This window comes from Pseudomonas sp. LBUM1661 (genome assembly GCF_059695925.1).
In genome coordinates this window covers 179,922-195,157 of the sequence record NZ_CP166794.1, presented here as the reverse complement: position 1 = coordinate 195,157, position 15,236 = coordinate 179,922, and the positions used below count along the sequence as shown (strand labels likewise).

Annotated in this window: 15 protein-coding genes; 5 read left to right on the top strand and 10 right to left on the bottom strand. The window is 59.3% G+C overall.

The window, feature by feature from the left end; all coding sequences use genetic code 11:
* Nucleotides 1–34 precede the first annotated feature (34 nt).
* Nucleotides 35–793 carry an ABC transporter substrate-binding protein gene (locus ACA057_RS00930; protein ID WP_497345243.1) on the bottom strand — a complete coding sequence of 253 codons (759 nt, stop codon included), beginning with the start codon at nt 791–793 and terminating at the stop codon, nt 35–37.
* Between the two features lie 370 nt (nt 794–1,163).
* Between ACA057_RS00930 and ACA057_RS00925 the strand changes: the two genes are divergently transcribed.
* Nucleotides 1,164–2,012: an IclR family transcriptional regulator gene (locus ACA057_RS00925; protein ID WP_497345241.1), complete on the top strand. Its 849-nt coding sequence runs from the start codon at nt 1,164–1,166 to the stop codon at nt 2,010–2,012.
* Between the two features lie 250 nt (nt 2,013–2,262).
* Here the strand turns inward: ACA057_RS00925 and ACA057_RS00920 are convergent, their stop codons facing one another.
* The gene (locus ACA057_RS00920) at nt 2,263–3,336 is read right to left on the bottom strand and encodes a fatty acid desaturase (RefSeq protein WP_497345239.1); all 1,074 of its coding nucleotides are present in this window, start codon (nt 3,334–3,336) and stop codon (nt 2,263–2,265) included.
* A 100-nt stretch (nt 3,337–3,436) separates the two neighbouring features.
* Here ACA057_RS00920 and ACA057_RS00915 point away from each other — a divergent pair, with 100 nt between their 5' ends.
* Nucleotides 3,437–4,441: an AraC family transcriptional regulator gene (locus ACA057_RS00915; protein WP_497345237.1), complete on the top strand. Its 1,005-nt coding sequence runs from the start codon at nt 3,437–3,439 to the stop codon at nt 4,439–4,441.
* A 138-nt stretch (nt 4,442–4,579) separates the two neighbouring features.
* On the opposite strand, the gene ACA057_RS00910 is transcribed toward ACA057_RS00915, so the two are convergent.
* Together ACA057_RS00910 and ACA057_RS00905 are read right to left on the bottom strand one after the other, a co-directional pair.
* Complete coding sequence (locus ACA057_RS00910; RefSeq protein ID WP_497345235.1) at nt 4,580–4,945, bottom strand: response regulator; 366 nt, start codon at nt 4,943–4,945, stop codon at nt 4,580–4,582.
* An 80-nt stretch (nt 4,946–5,025) separates the two neighbouring features.
* Nucleotides 5,026–5,712, bottom strand: coding sequence for a Crp/Fnr family transcriptional regulator (locus ACA057_RS00905; protein ID WP_497345233.1), 687 nt, complete (start codon nt 5,710–5,712; stop codon nt 5,026–5,028).
* Between the two features lie 84 nt (nt 5,713–5,796).
* Between ACA057_RS00905 and ACA057_RS00900 the strand changes: the two genes are divergently transcribed.
* Complete coding sequence (locus ACA057_RS00900; RefSeq protein WP_497345231.1) at nt 5,797–6,318, top strand: Mpo1 family 2-hydroxy fatty acid dioxygenase; 522 nt, start codon at nt 5,797–5,799, stop codon at nt 6,316–6,318.
* An 89-nt stretch (nt 6,319–6,407) separates the two neighbouring features.
* Here the strand turns inward: ACA057_RS00900 and ACA057_RS00895 are convergent, their stop codons facing one another.
* The 6 genes from ACA057_RS00895 to dibA all read right to left on the bottom strand — a co-directional run bounded on the left by ACA057_RS00895 (nt 6,408) and on the right by dibA (nt 12,623).
* Nucleotides 6,408–7,397 (bottom strand): sulfate/molybdate ABC transporter ATP-binding protein, encoded by a 990-nt coding sequence (locus ACA057_RS00895; RefSeq protein WP_497345229.1) that lies wholly within the window; start codon nt 7,395–7,397, stop codon nt 6,408–6,410.
* 3 nt (nt 7,398–7,400) lie between these two features.
* Nucleotides 7,401–8,270: a sulfate ABC transporter permease subunit CysW gene (cysW, locus tag ACA057_RS00890; RefSeq protein WP_150702616.1), complete on the bottom strand. Its 870-nt coding sequence runs from the start codon at nt 8,268–8,270 to the stop codon at nt 7,401–7,403.
* Nucleotides 8,271–8,282: 12 nt separating this feature from the next.
* A complete protein-coding gene (cysT, locus tag ACA057_RS00885) occupies nt 8,283–9,101 on the bottom strand; it encodes a sulfate ABC transporter permease subunit CysT (RefSeq protein WP_007899634.1) in 819 nt (272 codons plus the stop codon).
* Between the two features lie 70 nt (nt 9,102–9,171).
* Nucleotides 9,172–10,185, bottom strand: a complete 1,014-nt coding sequence (locus ACA057_RS00880) for a sulfate ABC transporter substrate-binding protein (RefSeq protein ID WP_497345227.1) — start codon at nt 10,183–10,185, stop codon at nt 9,172–9,174.
* 81 nt (nt 10,186–10,266) lie between these two features.
* The gene (gene oscA, locus ACA057_RS00875) at nt 10,267–10,449 is read right to left on the bottom strand and encodes a sulfur starvation response protein OscA (RefSeq protein WP_059404116.1); all 183 of its coding nucleotides are present in this window, start codon (nt 10,447–10,449) and stop codon (nt 10,267–10,269) included.
* A gap of 254 nt (nt 10,450–10,703) precedes the next feature.
* Nucleotides 10,704–12,623, bottom strand: a complete 1,920-nt coding sequence (gene dibA, locus ACA057_RS00870; RefSeq protein WP_497345224.1) for a phosphodiesterase DibA — start codon at nt 12,621–12,623, stop codon at nt 10,704–10,706.
* 147 nt (nt 12,624–12,770) lie between these two features.
* On the opposite strand from dibA, the gene desA reads away from it, so the two are divergent.
* On the top strand, nt 12,771–13,955 hold the full coding sequence (gene desA, locus ACA057_RS00865) for a delta-9 fatty acid desaturase DesA (RefSeq protein WP_123367102.1): 1,185 nt from the start codon (nt 12,771–12,773) through the stop codon (nt 13,953–13,955).
* Nucleotides 13,956–14,181: 226 nt separating this feature from the next.
* The gene (locus ACA057_RS00860) at nt 14,182–15,171 is read left to right on the top strand and encodes a GGDEF domain-containing protein (protein WP_497345222.1); all 990 of its coding nucleotides are present in this window, start codon (nt 14,182–14,184) and stop codon (nt 15,169–15,171) included.
* Nucleotides 15,172–15,236: the final 65 nt, after the last annotated feature.

Sequence of the window (15,236 nt, the reverse complement as noted above, 5' to 3'; positions counted from 1 at the left end):
TCAGGGACCGCGTGCGGATTGGAAAAAGAAACGATCAGGAGGCGACGGCCCACTTCGCGAGAATCGTGCGCAAAGTGCCGTCCTGGCGAAGTTTGTCGATGGCCACGTTGAGCTTCGCGACGGTCGCGCTATCGCCCTTCTTCACGGCCAGCGCGATGTCGGTGGCGAGCACCGGTTTGTAGGTGTCGACCAGTCGCACTTTGGCGCCGACCTGGCGCACTTGGTAAGCGACCACCGGGCCATCGCCGAAGGCTGCGTCAAGGCGACCCAGCGCAATGTCGCGGACCATATCGGCCATCGTGTCGTAGAGCTTGATTTCCTTGAAGCCACCCACGGCGGTGACGGGCTCTACATAGGAGGTTCCGACTTGCACGCCGATGACCTTGCCTTTGAGGTCCGCGAAACTGACGTAGGCCGTGGTATCGGATGCCGGGACGATCAACCCTTCGCCGTAGCTCACGACAATGTCGGAGAAGTCGACCACCTCGGCGCGGGCCGGGGTGCGGGCGAATGCCGAGGCAATGATCTGAATCTTGCCGGTCTGCAGGGCGGGTACGAGGGAGGTAAACGGAATCGGCACGATCTCGGGCGTGAAGCCGACTTCCTTACCGACGGCATCGGCGATGTCGATCATCAACCCCTTGAGCGTGTTGCTCTGCGGATCCAGATAATTGAACGGCACCGCGCTTGGCGTGGCGCCGACCTTCAGCACTGGGAGTTCGGCGTGTGCCGTCGACAGCAGGGCAACGGTGGAGACGACGGCGACCAACGATTTTATTGTTTTGTGCAACATGTGGAATCCCCTTGAGTAACCGCCTCTGGAAGCGCGCGGACTGTCCGACAAAAAATCGATCAGAACGGAATTTCGACCATCAATCGTATCGCATAGCGATACACGACTATTGCATGCAGATTCGATCCTGCATGAGCGGCCAATAACCGTCAATAGTCAAAAAGTTCGAGGGCACGCTGAATCATGTGGAGCTCTGGTTTATCCGATGAGCCCGGATACGTTGCGTTTACGGTCTGTGTTGGGGAGAGTTTCTGAGGAAAAGGACTGCTACTTGACGCCTCTAATTGATCGATATACGGTCGCCATCTATCGAGATGCAGTCTCTACTTATTGATAATCGGGCGATTCTGTCGCCAGGCCACGGACTACCATGAACCCCGCAGATTCGACGCTTTTCGTGCAATCTCTTGCCACCGGCATTGCCGTGCTCGATGCCTTCGATCCGCAGCATGCGTCGATGAGCCTGCCGGAGATCGCCGCCGCTGCCGGCATCAGCCGCAGCGCCGCGCAGCGTTTCGCCTTCACGCTGGAAGCGATTGGCCTGTTGGTCAAAGACCCGGCCAGCAAGCGCTATTCGTTGTCGTCGCGAACCCTGGATGCGGGCTGTCACTATTTACAGTCGCATTCGCTGCTGGACCGAGCGAATCCCTACCTGCTGGAACTCAATCGCAACGCGGGAGAGACGGTCAACCTGGCGGAGCCGGCCGGTACGGACATGATCTACATCGGCCGGTTTCCAAGCCCGACGCGCCTCTTGGTACACATGCCGGTCGGGCGCCGAATTCCGATGTATTGCTCTTCAACGGGGCGCGCCTATCTCTCGTGTATGCCGGAAGAACAGGCGATCGAGATCCTGGAGAGCACACAACGGATTCGTTTCACGCCCAATACCGTGGTTGACCTGCAAGAACTGCTCGATCGCCTACAACTGGCGCGGGAGGAAGGCTATGCGTACTGCAACGAGGAGTATTACCGAGGCGACCTGGCGCTCGCCGTACCGGTGTTCGATCTCAATCATCAGGTGGTCGCCAGCTTGCAGATGTCCGTGCCGGTGTCGAAGTGGTCGCTGAAGAAAGCCGTCTCGCGCTTCATCCCGATGATGCAGGACACGGCGCGATTGATCTCGACCACGCCGCCGACCCAGCGGCCGCCGACCTCCTTCCTTGGGCCCAATATCGAACAGCCGATGGGAATAGCCGCTCCGACAAAATCGCGCTAGGTGTTATGGCTTTTGCCCAGGCAAAAAAAGGGGCCGCACCCTGCCAAGGAGACGGCCCCGGAAACTCAAAATCTGTCAGCGCTGATCAACCTCGCTGGAGGGTGATGATTAGCGGAAACGGTTATCTAATAAAGGAATATTTAATTACTTTGTTAGGCCTTAATCGCATATGCCAATCACTCCCTGGTTCACAACTTAACGTCCCTTTGGGTCAAATTGATGACCAGCGTTTGAGTTTCCGATGACGACCTTAAACCTGAGCGGCGCGCACCTCCTGCGGCGCCGTGGTTTCCTTGCGCACAAACCGGTTGGCCCGGCTGAATGTGCCGATGTCGTTGAAGCGAACACCCATTTCGCGCATTACTTTATGCGCTACCGGCGCGGTCATCTGGCGGATGTAAAACGGTTCCTTCACCACAAAGTGATGGATGCCGTGGGTGCTGCCGAAGTTGAAGCAGAACGCCTGCAACGGCCACAGCCACCACGGGTTCAAAACCTGTGTCTGCTGGATCACGTTGCCCGGTTCCACATCGCCGTAGTAATGCATGTTCGAGCTGATGAAATGCAGGCAAAAGGTGCGCAACACGTTCGGGCCGATGATCACCACTGCCGCGATGTCGATCACCTGCATCACCGACAGCGTGGTCGCCGACCATTCAATCGGCGCACCCAGTAAATGAGCGATCCCATTGGCCGCGTGAAACCCGAGAAACACGTACCACGCGCCCCAATGCACCAGCGCCAGCGGCGCGTAGACCTTCAAAGTACGTTTGATGATGCTGAATTTGTGCGCCCAGGTTTTCGCCCGCAGCATGCGGATGAACGCCGACATCACGTTGTCGCCGACCATCAGCAGGCGTGCGATTCCCCAGGGTTCGCCATTGGTGATCGCGCGTTCTTCCATGTCGGTTTCGGTGCCGGAAACCTTGTGGTGGTTGAGGTGCAGATGCCGGCGAATCCACGGGTTGATCGTGCTCGGCCGCGCCAGCCACACCAGCGCCATCATCAGGTTGTGCGGCACGCGCTGCTTGCGGAAGTACATGCTATGGATCAGGTCGTGTTCCAGCTCATGGGTCAGCGAGGCAAAAACCGCGTTGAGCAACAGGCACGTCCACCACGCCATATGCCCGGTCAGGTAGAGCGCCGCCGAACCGATCATACCGGCCAACGCGAAGGCCAGAATGCCCGCACCGAGGGCGTCTTGATGGTTGAGTAGCGGGTAGCGCTGACGCAATTCGACGCCCTTGGCCAACACCACTTCGCGAATATGCGCTGATCGTTGCGCTGCATTCAGTCGCTGGGGACTTGCAGAAGTACCGTGCATGCTTCCATCCTCTGGTTATTGATGTTCGCATCCTGCCCTGAGTACCCTGCCAGAGCGGTAGCCGTGAACGCCAACCTGTTGACCGGAAGCGCCAATCAGCATGACTGAACCGACCTCCCTCGCCAGCTGGACCCGCGCCCTGCGCAAGCAACTCGATGCGCTGGGCCTGGACAGCACCGCCCTGTGCCACCAGGCGGGGCTTGACCCGCAATTGATGGACGACCCGAACGCCCGTTACCCGTTGTCGGCCACCACGCGCCTGTGGGAAATCGCCGTCCAGGTCAGCGGCGATCCGGCGATTGGCTTGCGTGTTTCACGCTTCGTCAGCCCGACCACCTTTCACGCGCTCGGATATGCGCTGGTGGCCAGCGGCAGCCTGCGGGAAGTGTTCGAGCGCATCGTGCGCTATCACCAGGTGGTCAGCGATGCCCTCGAACTGGAATTGACCCGCGCCGAGGATCGCTACCGCTTCATTCTGAAAATCCCCCAGGGCAACCCGGCGCCGGCGTTCGAAGCGATCGACGCGTTCACAGCGATTTATGTCCGCACCTGCCGCAATCGCCTGGGCCGCGAATACGCGCCGATGGCGGTGTACCTGCGCCGCCCGGAACCGGCGGACGCGCACCAATGGCACAAAGTCTTCCGCTCACCGGTGTACTTTGGCGCCGCGGAAGACCGCCTGGAATTCGCCCTGGTGGACTTCGACAGCCACCTGGACGACGCCAACCCGGAACTGGCCGAACACAACGAAACCGTGCTCAAACGCACCCTCGCGCAACTCAAGCCGCTGACCTGGGAACGCAAAGTGCGCGACGCCATTGAAGAACAACTACCGGAAGGCGAGCCCAGCGCCGAACACATCGCCCAGACCTTGCACCTGAGCTTGCGCAGCCTGCAACGGCACCTGGCGGACGAAGGGTGTCGGTTCGATACGCTGCTCAATGAGAGTCGCGAAAACCTGGCGCTGCTGCACCTGCGAGATCCGCAATGCTCGTTGAGTGAGATCAGTTATTTGCTGGGATTTGCCGATACCAGCAGCTTCAGCCGCGCGTTCAAGCGCTGGACAGGGATGACACCGGGGCAGTTTCGGGATGGGCTGCGGTGATAGACCCGGGAACTGGGTTGTCTGGACGGGCCTCTTCGCGGGCAAGCCTCGCTCCTACAGGGGATGTGCGAACCCCACAGATCACTGTAGGAGCGAGGCTTGCCCGCGAAGGCGATTGTTCAAACACCACAGAACGCTCTACCGCCCCCGATCCCGCCGCAACACCTTGCGTACCCGCTTCACCAGCTCGCTCACGGCAAACGGTTTGACCAGGTAATCATCCTCATGCAACTCCAACCCGCGCAGGCGATCCTCGATCCCGTCCCTGGTGGTGAGGAACAGTACAGGCGTTTCGCCGAGCTTGCGGATCTGTTGCAACAACTGCCAACCGTTGAGCCCTGGCAGCATGACGTCGAGGATGATCAGTTCGTACTCGCCGGACTCGATGAAGCGCCGGCCGTCCATCCCGTTGACCGCCACGTCTACCGCATAACTCGCCTCGCTCAAGCCCTTGGCCAGGAGCTTGGCGGTTTCGGGTTCGTCTTCCACTAACAGCACACGCATGGCACACCTCGATTGTCGTCTGCACAGGCTAGGCGCGTTCGCCAAGAAAGCCCAGCTATAACAACACCTGCGTTCGGTGTTTAAACGATCGCCAATGCTCGCAACCGTTCGGTATCCAGAATTTCGATTTCGCCGTAGCTGAGGTCGAGAATACCCTGTCCCTGCAAATCCTTGAGGATCTGGTTGGTGGTCTGGCGCGACAGTGAAAGCATCGACGCCAATTGCTCCTGGGGCAGTTGCAGCACGCGGCGCGGCGGGGCGATTTCGCCGTAGCCCTCGGCGATCATCAGCAAGCGATGGGCCAATCTTGCGAGGGCCGGCATCAGGCTCAGTTGTTCGAGATTGATGAAGGTCAGGCGCAGTTTGTGGCTCATCAGCAATGCCAGTTGCCGCCAGTACAGCGGTTGTTCATCAAGCAACGCCAGCAGCGCGGTTTGCGGGATATGCAGCAGCGTGCATTGGCCCAGACCGAACGCATCGTGGGTTCGCGGCTGACCATCGAACAGGCAGATTTCGCCGAACCAATGAGGCGATTCCACCAGGCTGAGCAACGCCTCTTTGCCCTGCTCGCTCACCGCGCCAATACGCACCGAGCCTTCGAGTACCGCGTACAAGCCGCACGGCGGATCCCCGCGTTTAAACAGGCGCTGACCCGGTGACAACCGTCGCACCCTGGCGGCGGTCAGCAGACTATCCTGTAAGGAAACAGGTAAGTGGCTGAACCATTGCCCTGTCATCAGGCGCGAACGCCAGACCTGCATGTCCATGAAAACTCCTGGAGATTGTCGCCTGCCTGACAGAGCGAGAGGTGAACCCGGGGCATGATGGATCACCCTACAGGAGGAATAACAATGAAAAAAAGCCTCGTTGACCATCTCAGTCAATACGCCGCGTATCACCGTGACCCGCGCAATATTGCCACGCACTTTATCGGTATTCCGCTGATTGTAGTGGCGGTGGCCGTGCTGTTGTCTCGTCCGCAATGGGCCGGGGGCTGGCTTTCACCGGCGGTGCTGGTCGCGCTGGCGTCAGCGTGGTTTTACCTGCGCCTGGAGTTGCGCCTCGGGGTGCTGATGACGGTGTTGCTGGGGCTGTGCATTTGGGCAGGCCAAGTATTGGCTCAGCAAAGCACGCTGGTCTGGCTGGCCAGTGGCGTGGGGATGTTTGTGCTGGGATGGGCGATCCAGTTTGTCGGTCATCATTACGAAGGTCGCAAACCGGCGTTTGTCGATGATGTGACGGGGTTGATTGTCGGGCCGTTGTTCGTGGTGGTTGAGTTGGCGTTTTTGCTGGGGTTGCGGCATGAGCTGAAAGAGCAAATCGAGGCGCGGGCGGGCGGGGTGCGTTTGCGTCAGAAAGGCGCGGCCGCGTAGACCGCAATCGCGGGCAAGCCCGCTCCCACAGGGAATTTGTGAACGACGAAGATCACTGTGGGAGCGGGCTTGCCCGCGAAGCTTTTGCTTTAGATGTTGGCGACCTTCTGCCAAACCTTCGGCTTGAAGAACAGCGTCTCGCCCTTCGCCAGTCCGATCAGGCTGTCGTGATCCTTCACCACTTCCGCTTCGATCAGTTCGCTCTGGCCTTCGACCTTCAACGTCACTCGGGTCGTCGCGCCCAACGGACGGATGTCCCGCACTTCGGCCGCATGGTGATCATCCAGTTCATGCCGCGACAACGACACTTCGTGCGGGCGGAACAGCACGTGGTTGTCTTCGCCCAGATGCAGACGGTTCGAATCACCGAGGAAGTGATAAACGAAATCGCTCGCCGGGTTTTCGTACACATCGCCCGGTGAACCGATCTGCTCGATCACGCCCTTGTTCATCACCACGATCCGGTCGGCGACTTCCATCGCCTCTTCCTGGTCATGAGTCACGAACACCGACGTCAGGTTGATGTCCTCGTGCAGCCGCGCCAGCCAGCGACGCAGTTCCTTACGCACCTTGGCATCGAGTGCACCGAAAGGTTCGTCCAGCAGCAGCACTTTCGGCTCCACCGCCAAGGCACGGGCCAACGCGATGCGCTGACGCTGGCCGCCGGAGAGTTGTTCCGGGTAGCGGTCCGACAGCCAATCCAGCTGCACCATGTTCAGCAGTTCGTGGACTTTCACCGCGATCTGGCTTTCGCTCGGGCGCTGGTTTTTCGGTTTCATGCGCAGGCCGAACGCGACGTTGTCGAACACCGTCATGTGCCGGAACAGGGCGTAGTGCTGGAACACGAAGCCGACGTTGCGATCGCGCACGTCATGCCCGGACACGTCTTCACCGTGGAACACGATGTTGCCCTGGTCCGGGGTTTCCAGGCCGGCGATGATCCGCAGCAACGTGGTCTTGCCGCAACCCGACGGGCCGAGCAGCGCCACGAGTTCGCCGCTTTGAATGTCCAGGCTGATGTTGTCCAGCGCCTTGAACGCGTTGAAATTCTTGCTGACGTTACGCACTTCGATCGACATGAATTATTCCTCCGCGGCGCTGGCGCGCAGGCGGTTAATACGGTTTTCGCTCCACTGCTTCAGCAGCAGGATGAAGAGCGCCATGATCAGCAACAGGCTCGCCACGGCGAACGCGGCCACGTGGTTGTATTCGTTGTAGAGGATCTCGACGTGCAACGGCAAGGTGTTGGTCACCCCGCGAATGTGCCCGGAAACCACCGACACCGCACCGAACTCACCCATCGCCCGCGCGGTACACAGCACCACGCCATAGATCAGGCCCCATTTGATATTGGGAACGGTGACGTGCCAGAACATCTGCCAGCCATTGGCGCCCAGCAGGCGCGCGGCCTCTTCTTCCTGCGTGCCTTGTTCCTGCATCAGCGGGATCAACTCACGCGCCACGAACGGCACGGTGACGAAAATCGTCGCCAGCACAATGCCCGGCAAGGCGAAGACGATCTGGATGTCGTGATCCTGCAACCACGGCCCGAACAGGCCCTGGGCACCGAACATCAGCACGTAGACCAGGCCGGCAATCACCGGCGAGACCGAGAACGGCAAGTCGATCAGGGTCACCAGCATGCTCTTGCCACGGAACGAGTACTTACTCACGCACCAGGCCGCGCTGACGCCGAACACCAGGTTCAGTGGCACCGAAATCAACACGGCGATTACCGTGAGTTTCAGGGCCGACAGCGCGTCGGGTTCGAAGATCGCGGTGAAGAACGCACCGATTCCGAGCTTGAGGCCCTGAGACACCACGATCACCAGCGGCAGCAACAGGAACAGGGCGAACACCAGCCAGCCAAGGCCGATCAGGATTCGCCGCGATGAAGCGCTGCCACGGCGGGCGGCGTTCGAGGAAGCAGCAGCAATAGACGATTGGGACATTTGTGCGCCTCCTTATGGGGTTTCGATGCGTCGTTGCAGCAAGTTGATCAGCAGCAACAGAACGAAGGAAACCACCAGCATCAGTACACCAATGGACGTGGCGCCGGTGTAATCGTACTGGTCGAGTTTGACCATGATCAGCAGCGGCAGGATCTCGGTTTTCATCGGCATGTTGCCGGCGATGAAAATCACCGAACCATACTCGCCGACCCCACGGGCAAAGGCCAAAGCAAATCCGGTCAACCAGGCTGGCAACAATGCCGGCACCAGAATATGGCGGAAAACCTGCAATGGTTTTGCCCCCAGGCAAGCGGCCGCTTCTTCCACTTCACGGGGGATATCGGCCAATACTGGTTGTACGGTACGTACCACGAATGGAAGTGTCACAAAAGTCAGGGCAAGGGTGATGCCCAGAGGGGTATAGGCAATCTTGAAACCCAGGTCCGCTGCAAACTGACCCACCCAACCATTGGGCGCGTATAGCGCAGTCAGCGCGATACCGGCAACGGCGGTGGGCAAAGCGAAGGGCAAGTCGATCATCGCATCGATGACCTTGCGCCCTGGGAAGGTATAGCGCACCAGCACCCAGGCCAGCAGCGTGCCAATGATGCCGTTGATGATCGCGGCGTACAGCGCAGTGCCGAAGCTCAGCTTCAACGCCGCCAGCACCCGTGGCGCCGAAATAATCGCCCAGAACTGATCCCAGGTGAGTTGGGCGGCATGCACGAACATCGCCGCCAGTGGTATGAGCACAATCAGGCTGAGGTACACCAAGGTGTAGCCCAGCGTCAGCCCGAAGCCGGGTATGACGGGGGAGATACGACGCGACATAAAAGTCCTTGGTTGAGAACGCACAAAGCCTCGAATCGCGATTCGAGGCTCGGTTGATGGCTATTTAAAACTACTGCGCCTGATAAATCTGGTCGAACACGCCACCGTCATTGAAGAATTTCGGCTGCGCGGTTTTCCAGCCGCCGAAGTCCTTGTCGATGGTCACCAGGTCCAGTGTCGGGAACTGCTTGGCGTACTTGGCGGCCACATCCTTGTCGCGTGGACGATAGAAGTTTTTCGCCGCGATTTCCTGGCCCGCCGGGCTGTACAGGTGCTTGAGGTAGGCTTCGGCGATTTGCTCGTTGCCCTTTTTCTCGGCGTTCTTGTCGACAACAGCCACCGGTGGCTCGGCCAGGATCGACAGCGAAGGCACGACGATCTCGAATTTGTCGGCGCCGCCGTCTTCTTTCAGGGCCAGGAAGGCTTCGTTTTCCCACGCCAGCAACACGTCGCCCTGACCGTTGTTGACGAAGGTGATGGTCGAACCGCGCGCACCGGTGTCCAGCACCGGAACGTGTTTGAACAGGGTTTGTACGTATTCCTTGGCTTTTGCTTCGTCACCGCCGTTGGCTTTCAGGCCATAGGCCCAGGCCGCGAGGAAGTTCCAGCGCGCACCGCCGGAGGTTTTCGGGTTCGGCGTGATTACCGACACGTCGTTCTTGACCAGGTCGCCCCAATCCTTGATCCCTTTAGGGTTGCCCTTGCGCACCAGGAACACGATGGTCGAGGTGTAAGGCGTGCTCGATTCCGGCAAGCGCTTCTGCCAGTCGGCAGGCAGGGATTTGCCCAACTTGGCGATTTCGTCGATGTCACCGGCCAGCGCCAGGGTCACTACGTCGGCGCGCAGACCATCGATCACCGCCCGGCCCTGTTTGCCCGAACCACCGTGGGATTGCTGGATTTTGACGTTGTCGCCAGCGTGGTCTTTCTTCCAGAAGTTGACGAATTCGGCGTTGTAGTCCTGATACAGCTCACGCGTCGGGTCGTACGACACGTTGAGCAACTCGTAATCCTTGGCAACGGCGGAACCCGCAAACAGTGCAGTGGCCAGGGCGGCCAAAGCGAAATGACGAATCGACGACATGGTGAAAGCTCCTGGAATTCTTTATGTGTTGGCTTTTCTTATGGTTTGTTGGAATCGGGTTGCCTGTTCAACGACTTCGCTTCAGCTCGGCTTGTTGGCCGGGTTCTGCAAACGGAATTTTTCTTTGCGTTCGATCTGGACGACCTGGGCGTTATGGACGGTTATTTCCACGGCGCCAAAACGCAGGTCGCGCAACGCGCTCTGGATCTCGCGCAGGATGGTTGCTTCGTCTTGGCCGTCAACGCTACGTAGGGATGCGCTCATGGTGCTGCTCCTTCAACTAGAGGTTGCCTGGCAGTGGCGGCACTGCTTGCGGCGTGAGAGCAATAGTAGAGAGGCGTGGATATTCTTAAAAAGACTATTTAAGAATGTTTATATAACCAGAAACGATTATCTGGTGGGACAAGGGCTTGCGTGGCATTAGTGGCCAAAAAATCAAAACATCGCAGCCTTCGACAGCGCCTACAGGGATGGGCGCTCCCCTGTAGGCGCTGTCGAAGGCTGCGATGCTTTTACGTTTAGAGAATGTCTGGCGCCCGAACCCAATCCAGCTGATGCGCCGGCACCGGCCGCCCAAACCAGTAGCCCTGCCCCAGATCGCAGCCATGTTCGAGCAGGAAACCCGCCTGCTCGACCTGCTCGATTCCTTCGGCATGCACCTGCATGCCCATGCTCTGTGCCAACGCAATGATCACCCGCACGATCGCCGCGTCATCTTCATCCCATGGCAACCCCGCAACGAAGCCCTGGTCGATCTTGAGCTTCTGCACCGGCAAACGCTTGAGGCGCAGCAACGACGAATAACCTGTGCCAAAGTCATCGATGGCCAGTCGTACACCCAGCTCGCGCAGCCGGTGCATCTGTTCCAGCGCCACCTCCGGATCGTCCATCACCGCGCTTTCGGTGACTTCCAGCTCCAGACAGGCCGGATCCAGCCCGGTTTCGCGCAGCACCTTGGCCACCTGCTGAAACAGCTCACGACGGGCGAACAATCGCGAAGACACATTCACCGCGACAAACGACAGCACCACCCCGTCCTGCTGCCATTGGCACATCTGCTCACACGCCTGGCGCATGACCCAGGCATCAATTTCGGCGATCAGCCCGGTGCGCTCGGCAATGGGAATAAACTCTGCCGGCGACACCAACCCACGCTGTGGATGCTCCCAGCGCACCAACGCCTCGACGCCGATCAGGCGACGGGTCTTGAGGTCGTGAACCGGCTGGTAATAAATCCTCAACTCCTGCTGCTCCAGCGCTCGGCGTAATTCGAACGCCGTCTCGACCCGTTGCTGGGCATGGGCGGTCAACTCTTCGGTATAGAGGGCGTAGCCATTGCGGCCGGAACTCTTGGCCTTGAACAGCGCCGAGTCGGAATTGCGCAATAGCTGTTCGGCGCTCAGGGCGTCGCCGGGGAACAGGCTGATGCCGACGCTGGTGTTGATGAACAATTGATGCCCGTCGATCTGAAACGGCTCTTTAAGGCCGTCGATGACCCGTTGAGCAAGCGCGGCGGCATGCACTAATTGCGGACAGCTTTCAGCCAGCACGGCGAACTCGTCGCCGCCGAGACGCGCCAGGGTGATCCCCGGGCCAAACATCGCTATCAAACGCTCGGCCACGGCCTTGAGCAACTGATCCCCGATGGCATGCCCGAGGCTGTCGTTGATCATCTTGAAGTGATCCAGATCGATCATCAGCAACGCGCAACCGCGCTTGTGGATCTGCGCCGAAGCCAGGGTCTGCTCGGTGCGATCGGTGAACAGCAAGCGGTTGGGCAGGTCGGTCAGCGGATCGTAGTGAGCCAGGTGCGTCAGCTTATGCTCGGAGTTCTTGATTGCGCTGATGTCGGAAAACACCGCCACGTAATGGCTGCGGCGGCCCAAATCGTCGTCAATGATGCGGATGGTCTGCCATTGCGGGTAGATCTCGCCGCTTTTTCGACGGTTCCAGATTTCCCCGCTCCACTCGCCGGTGCTGTTGAGCGTCGCGAACATGGCCTGATAGAAATCAGGCGAGTGTCGGCCGGACTTGAACAGGCTGGGGCGCTGGCCGAGCACTTCTTCACTCTGATAGCCGGTGATTGCCATAAAGGCTCGATTCACATGGACGATCAGGCCGTCGCTGTCGGTGACCAGCACACCTTCACGGGTGCAATCGAACACCGCAGCCGCCTGGCGCAACCGCTCGCGATCTTCATGGCGCTCGCGCAGTTTGGCGCCGATGCCCAGGCAACGGAACAATCGCGCCCGAGCGAGGAAGATCAACCCGGCACTGAGCACCACCCAGGCGTAACCGTTGATCAGTTGCCACTGCAGCCGCTCGGGAGAGCTATCGAAGAAACTGTTCAATAAATAGCCACTGATCTCCAGCCAGACGACGGAAAGCAACAGGTAGAGCAGCGCTGCGCGCAATGCATCGCGATAGGTGGCAGACATTCGGCCGTCCATGTCCCTTCAAAAAGGATGGAATTATAGTTTAAAGAAACATCCAGCCACTCTTATCTGAAAGGGCGACTGGTTTTATCTGTGGGCATGGTGATAATGCAGTGGCTGTTTATTTCTTTATCGAGGGCCCAATAGCCTATGTGGTACGAAGGTTTTCTCGGCTTGTCGCCTTGGTCACTGGTGGCAGTCACCCTGCTGATGACCCACGTTACGATCATCGGCGTCACGGTCTATCTGCATCGTTATTCAGCCCATCGCTCGCTTGAGCTCAATGCCGGCCTGAAACATTTCTTCCGCTTCTGGCTGTGGTTGACCACGGCGCAGAACACGCGTGAGTGGACTGCTATCCACCGCAAGCACCACGCCAAATGCGAAACCGTCGATGACCCGCACAGCCCGGTCATCAAGGGCTTGTCCACCGTTCTGCGCAAAGGCGCCGAGCTGTACCGCGCCGAAGCGGAAAACCCCGAGACGCTGCGCATCTACGGCAAGAACTGCCCCGAAGACTGGATCGAACGCAATCTGTACAGCCGCTTCCCATTGCTGGGCGTGGCGATCATGGGCGTCATCGACCTGCTGCTGTTCGGCACCATCGGTATCACCATCTGGGCGATCCAGATGATGTGGATCCCGGTCTGGGCCGCCGGTGTGGTCAACGGCCTGGGCCATGCAATCGGCTACCGCAACTTCGAATGCCGTGATGCCGCGACCAACCTGGTGCCCTGGGGCATTCTGATCGGTGGCGAAGAACTGCATAACAACCATCACACCTACCCGAATTCGGCAAAACTGTCGGTGAAGAAGTGGGAGTTCGATCTGGGCTGGGCCTGGATACAAGTCTTCAGTTTCTTGCGCCTGGCCAAGGTCCAGCGGGTTGCACCGATTGCCCACCGGGTCGAAGGTAAAGGCAATCTGGACATGGACACCGCCATGGCGATCCTCAACAACCGTTTCCAGATCATGGCCCAGTATCGCAAGCTGGTTATCGCGCCGCTGGTCAAGCAAGAGCTGGAGAAGGTCGATCACTCGGTCCGCCACCAGTTCCACCGTGCCAAACGCCTGCTCTCGCGGGAAACCAGCCTGCTGGATGACAAACACCACGTTCGCATCCAGACCATGCTCGAGCACAGTCAGGCGCTGAAGGTAATTTACGAGAAACGCCTGGCCTTGCAGCAGATCTGGGTCAAGACCAGCTCAAATGGTCACGACATGCTGGCGGCCATCAAGGATTGGGTACACGAAGCCGAAGCCAGCGGGATTCAATCCCTGCGCGACTTCGCCGACCAGCTGAAAACCTACTCCCTGCGCCCCGCCGCCGTCTGACGCCGTTGATCGGTGCGCCCCGTTCGCGGGCGCACCCTCAGGAACTAAGCTTCAAATCCCTTATCTCAAAGACACTTCGCCACCCCGGCGGGCCGGGGCCTGTCATCAACTATTTCCTGCACCTGACCCCATCGCTTCCTCTGGAGCGCATGCAGGAAATAATTGATGAAAGGCCCACGTTGCGACCGCTGTCGAACACGCGGCACGCCCTTTGAGATTTGTGTCGATGGTCAATAAAAACCTCCAGGACTCATCCCTGCCGCAGTGGCCCGAGGCCGCGCAAACCCTGATGGCGCTGATGCACGCCCAAGGCGAGGTCGCACGCCTGAGCGAACGCGAACAGCTGTTCAGCTCGCTGCTGGTGAGCGTTAACGCGGTGCTGTGGGCATTCAATTGGGAAACCCGCCAGGTGCTATACGTCAGCCCGGCCTATGAACGGATTTTCGGTCGATCTGCCGGCCTGTTGCTGTCCGACTACAACCAATGGCGCGACAGCATCTACCCCGACGACCTGGAATATGCCGAACGTAGTCTGGCCGACGTGCTGGTCAAAGGCGCCGTCGAAGACCGCGAGTACCGCATCATCGCCGCCGACGGCCAGGTGCGTTGGCTCAGTGACAAGTGCTTTATCAACCGTCAGGCCGAGCCTGGGCAGCCGGTGATCATCGTCGGCATTGCCGAAGACATCACCGACAAGAAGCAGATGGAAACCGAACTGCAACGCCTGGCCACCACCGACGGGCTGACCCAGAGCAGCAATCGCCGGCATTTCTTCGACTGTGCCCATCGCGAGTTCGAACAGGCACGGCAACAAGGCGCGCCGCTGGCGTTCCTGCTGCTGGACATCGATGACTTCAAACTGATCAACGACACTTACGGCCACCAGGAAGGTGACAACGTGCTGCAACGGATCGCCGAGTGCGGACGCGGGGCATTGCGTCGCGGCGATGTGTTCGGGCGGATCGGCGGTGAGGAATTCGCCGCCGTGTTTCCCGGCTGCGCACCCGACATGGCCATGCAGGTGGCCGAGCGCCTGCAACGGGAGATTCAGCGGTTGAGCTTCAGCCACGACGACCAGACGTTCGGCATCACCGTCAGCCAGGGATTGACCAGCCTCACTGGCGAGGATGAAAGCATCGACAACCTGTTTGCCCGCGCGGATGCAGCGATGTACGAAGCCAAGCGCCAGGGCAAGAACCGCATCATCTCAGCCTGAAGTTGATTTGTAGGAGCGCGGCTTGCCCGCGAAGGCGGTGTATCAGTTAACAACAATGTCGACTG

Bases quoted from the DNA above. Each gene is read 5' to 3' on its own strand.
- oscA (WP_059404116.1), bottom strand. From the start codon at position 10,449: ATGAGCGCATCCCTACGTAGCGTTGACGGCCAAGACGAAGCAACCATC.
- ACA057_RS00895 (WP_497345229.1), bottom strand. From the start codon at position 7,397: ATGTCGATCGAAGTGCGTAACGTCAGCAAGAATTTCAACGCGTTCAAG.
- ACA057_RS00925 (WP_497345241.1), top strand. From the start codon at position 1,164: ATGAACCCCGCAGATTCGACGCTTTTCGTGCAATCTCTTGCCACCGGC.
- desA (WP_123367102.1), top strand. From the start codon at position 12,771: ATGTGGTACGAAGGTTTTCTCGGCTTGTCGCCTTGGTCACTGGTGGCA.
- ACA057_RS00905 (WP_497345233.1), bottom strand. From the start codon at position 5,712: ATGGACATGCAGGTCTGGCGTTCGCGCCTGATGACAGGGCAATGGTTC.
- dibA (WP_497345224.1), bottom strand. From the start codon at position 12,623: ATGTCTGCCACCTATCGCGATGCATTGCGCGCAGCGCTGCTCTACCTG.
- ACA057_RS00920 (WP_497345239.1), bottom strand. From the start codon at position 3,336: ATGCACGGTACTTCTGCAAGTCCCCAGCGACTGAATGCAGCGCAACGA.
- ACA057_RS00930 (WP_497345243.1), bottom strand. From the start codon at position 793: ATGTTGCACAAAACAATAAAATCGTTGGTCGCCGTCGTCTCCACCGTT.
- ACA057_RS00915 (WP_497345237.1), top strand. From the start codon at position 3,437: ATGACTGAACCGACCTCCCTCGCCAGCTGGACCCGCGCCCTGCGCAAG.
- cysW (WP_150702616.1), bottom strand. From the start codon at position 8,270: ATGTCCCAATCGTCTATTGCTGCTGCTTCCTCGAACGCCGCCCGCCGT.
- cysT (WP_007899634.1), bottom strand. From the start codon at position 9,101: ATGTCGCGTCGTATCTCCCCCGTCATACCCGGCTTCGGGCTGACGCTG.
- ACA057_RS00860 (WP_497345222.1), top strand. From the start codon at position 14,182: ATGGTCAATAAAAACCTCCAGGACTCATCCCTGCCGCAGTGGCCCGAG.
- ACA057_RS00900 (WP_497345231.1), top strand. From the start codon at position 5,797: ATGAAAAAAAGCCTCGTTGACCATCTCAGTCAATACGCCGCGTATCAC.
- ACA057_RS00910 (WP_497345235.1), bottom strand. From the start codon at position 4,945: ATGCGTGTGCTGTTAGTGGAAGACGAACCCGAAACCGCCAAGCTCCTG.
- ACA057_RS00880 (WP_497345227.1), bottom strand. From the start codon at position 10,185: ATGTCGTCGATTCGTCATTTCGCTTTGGCCGCCCTGGCCACTGCACTG.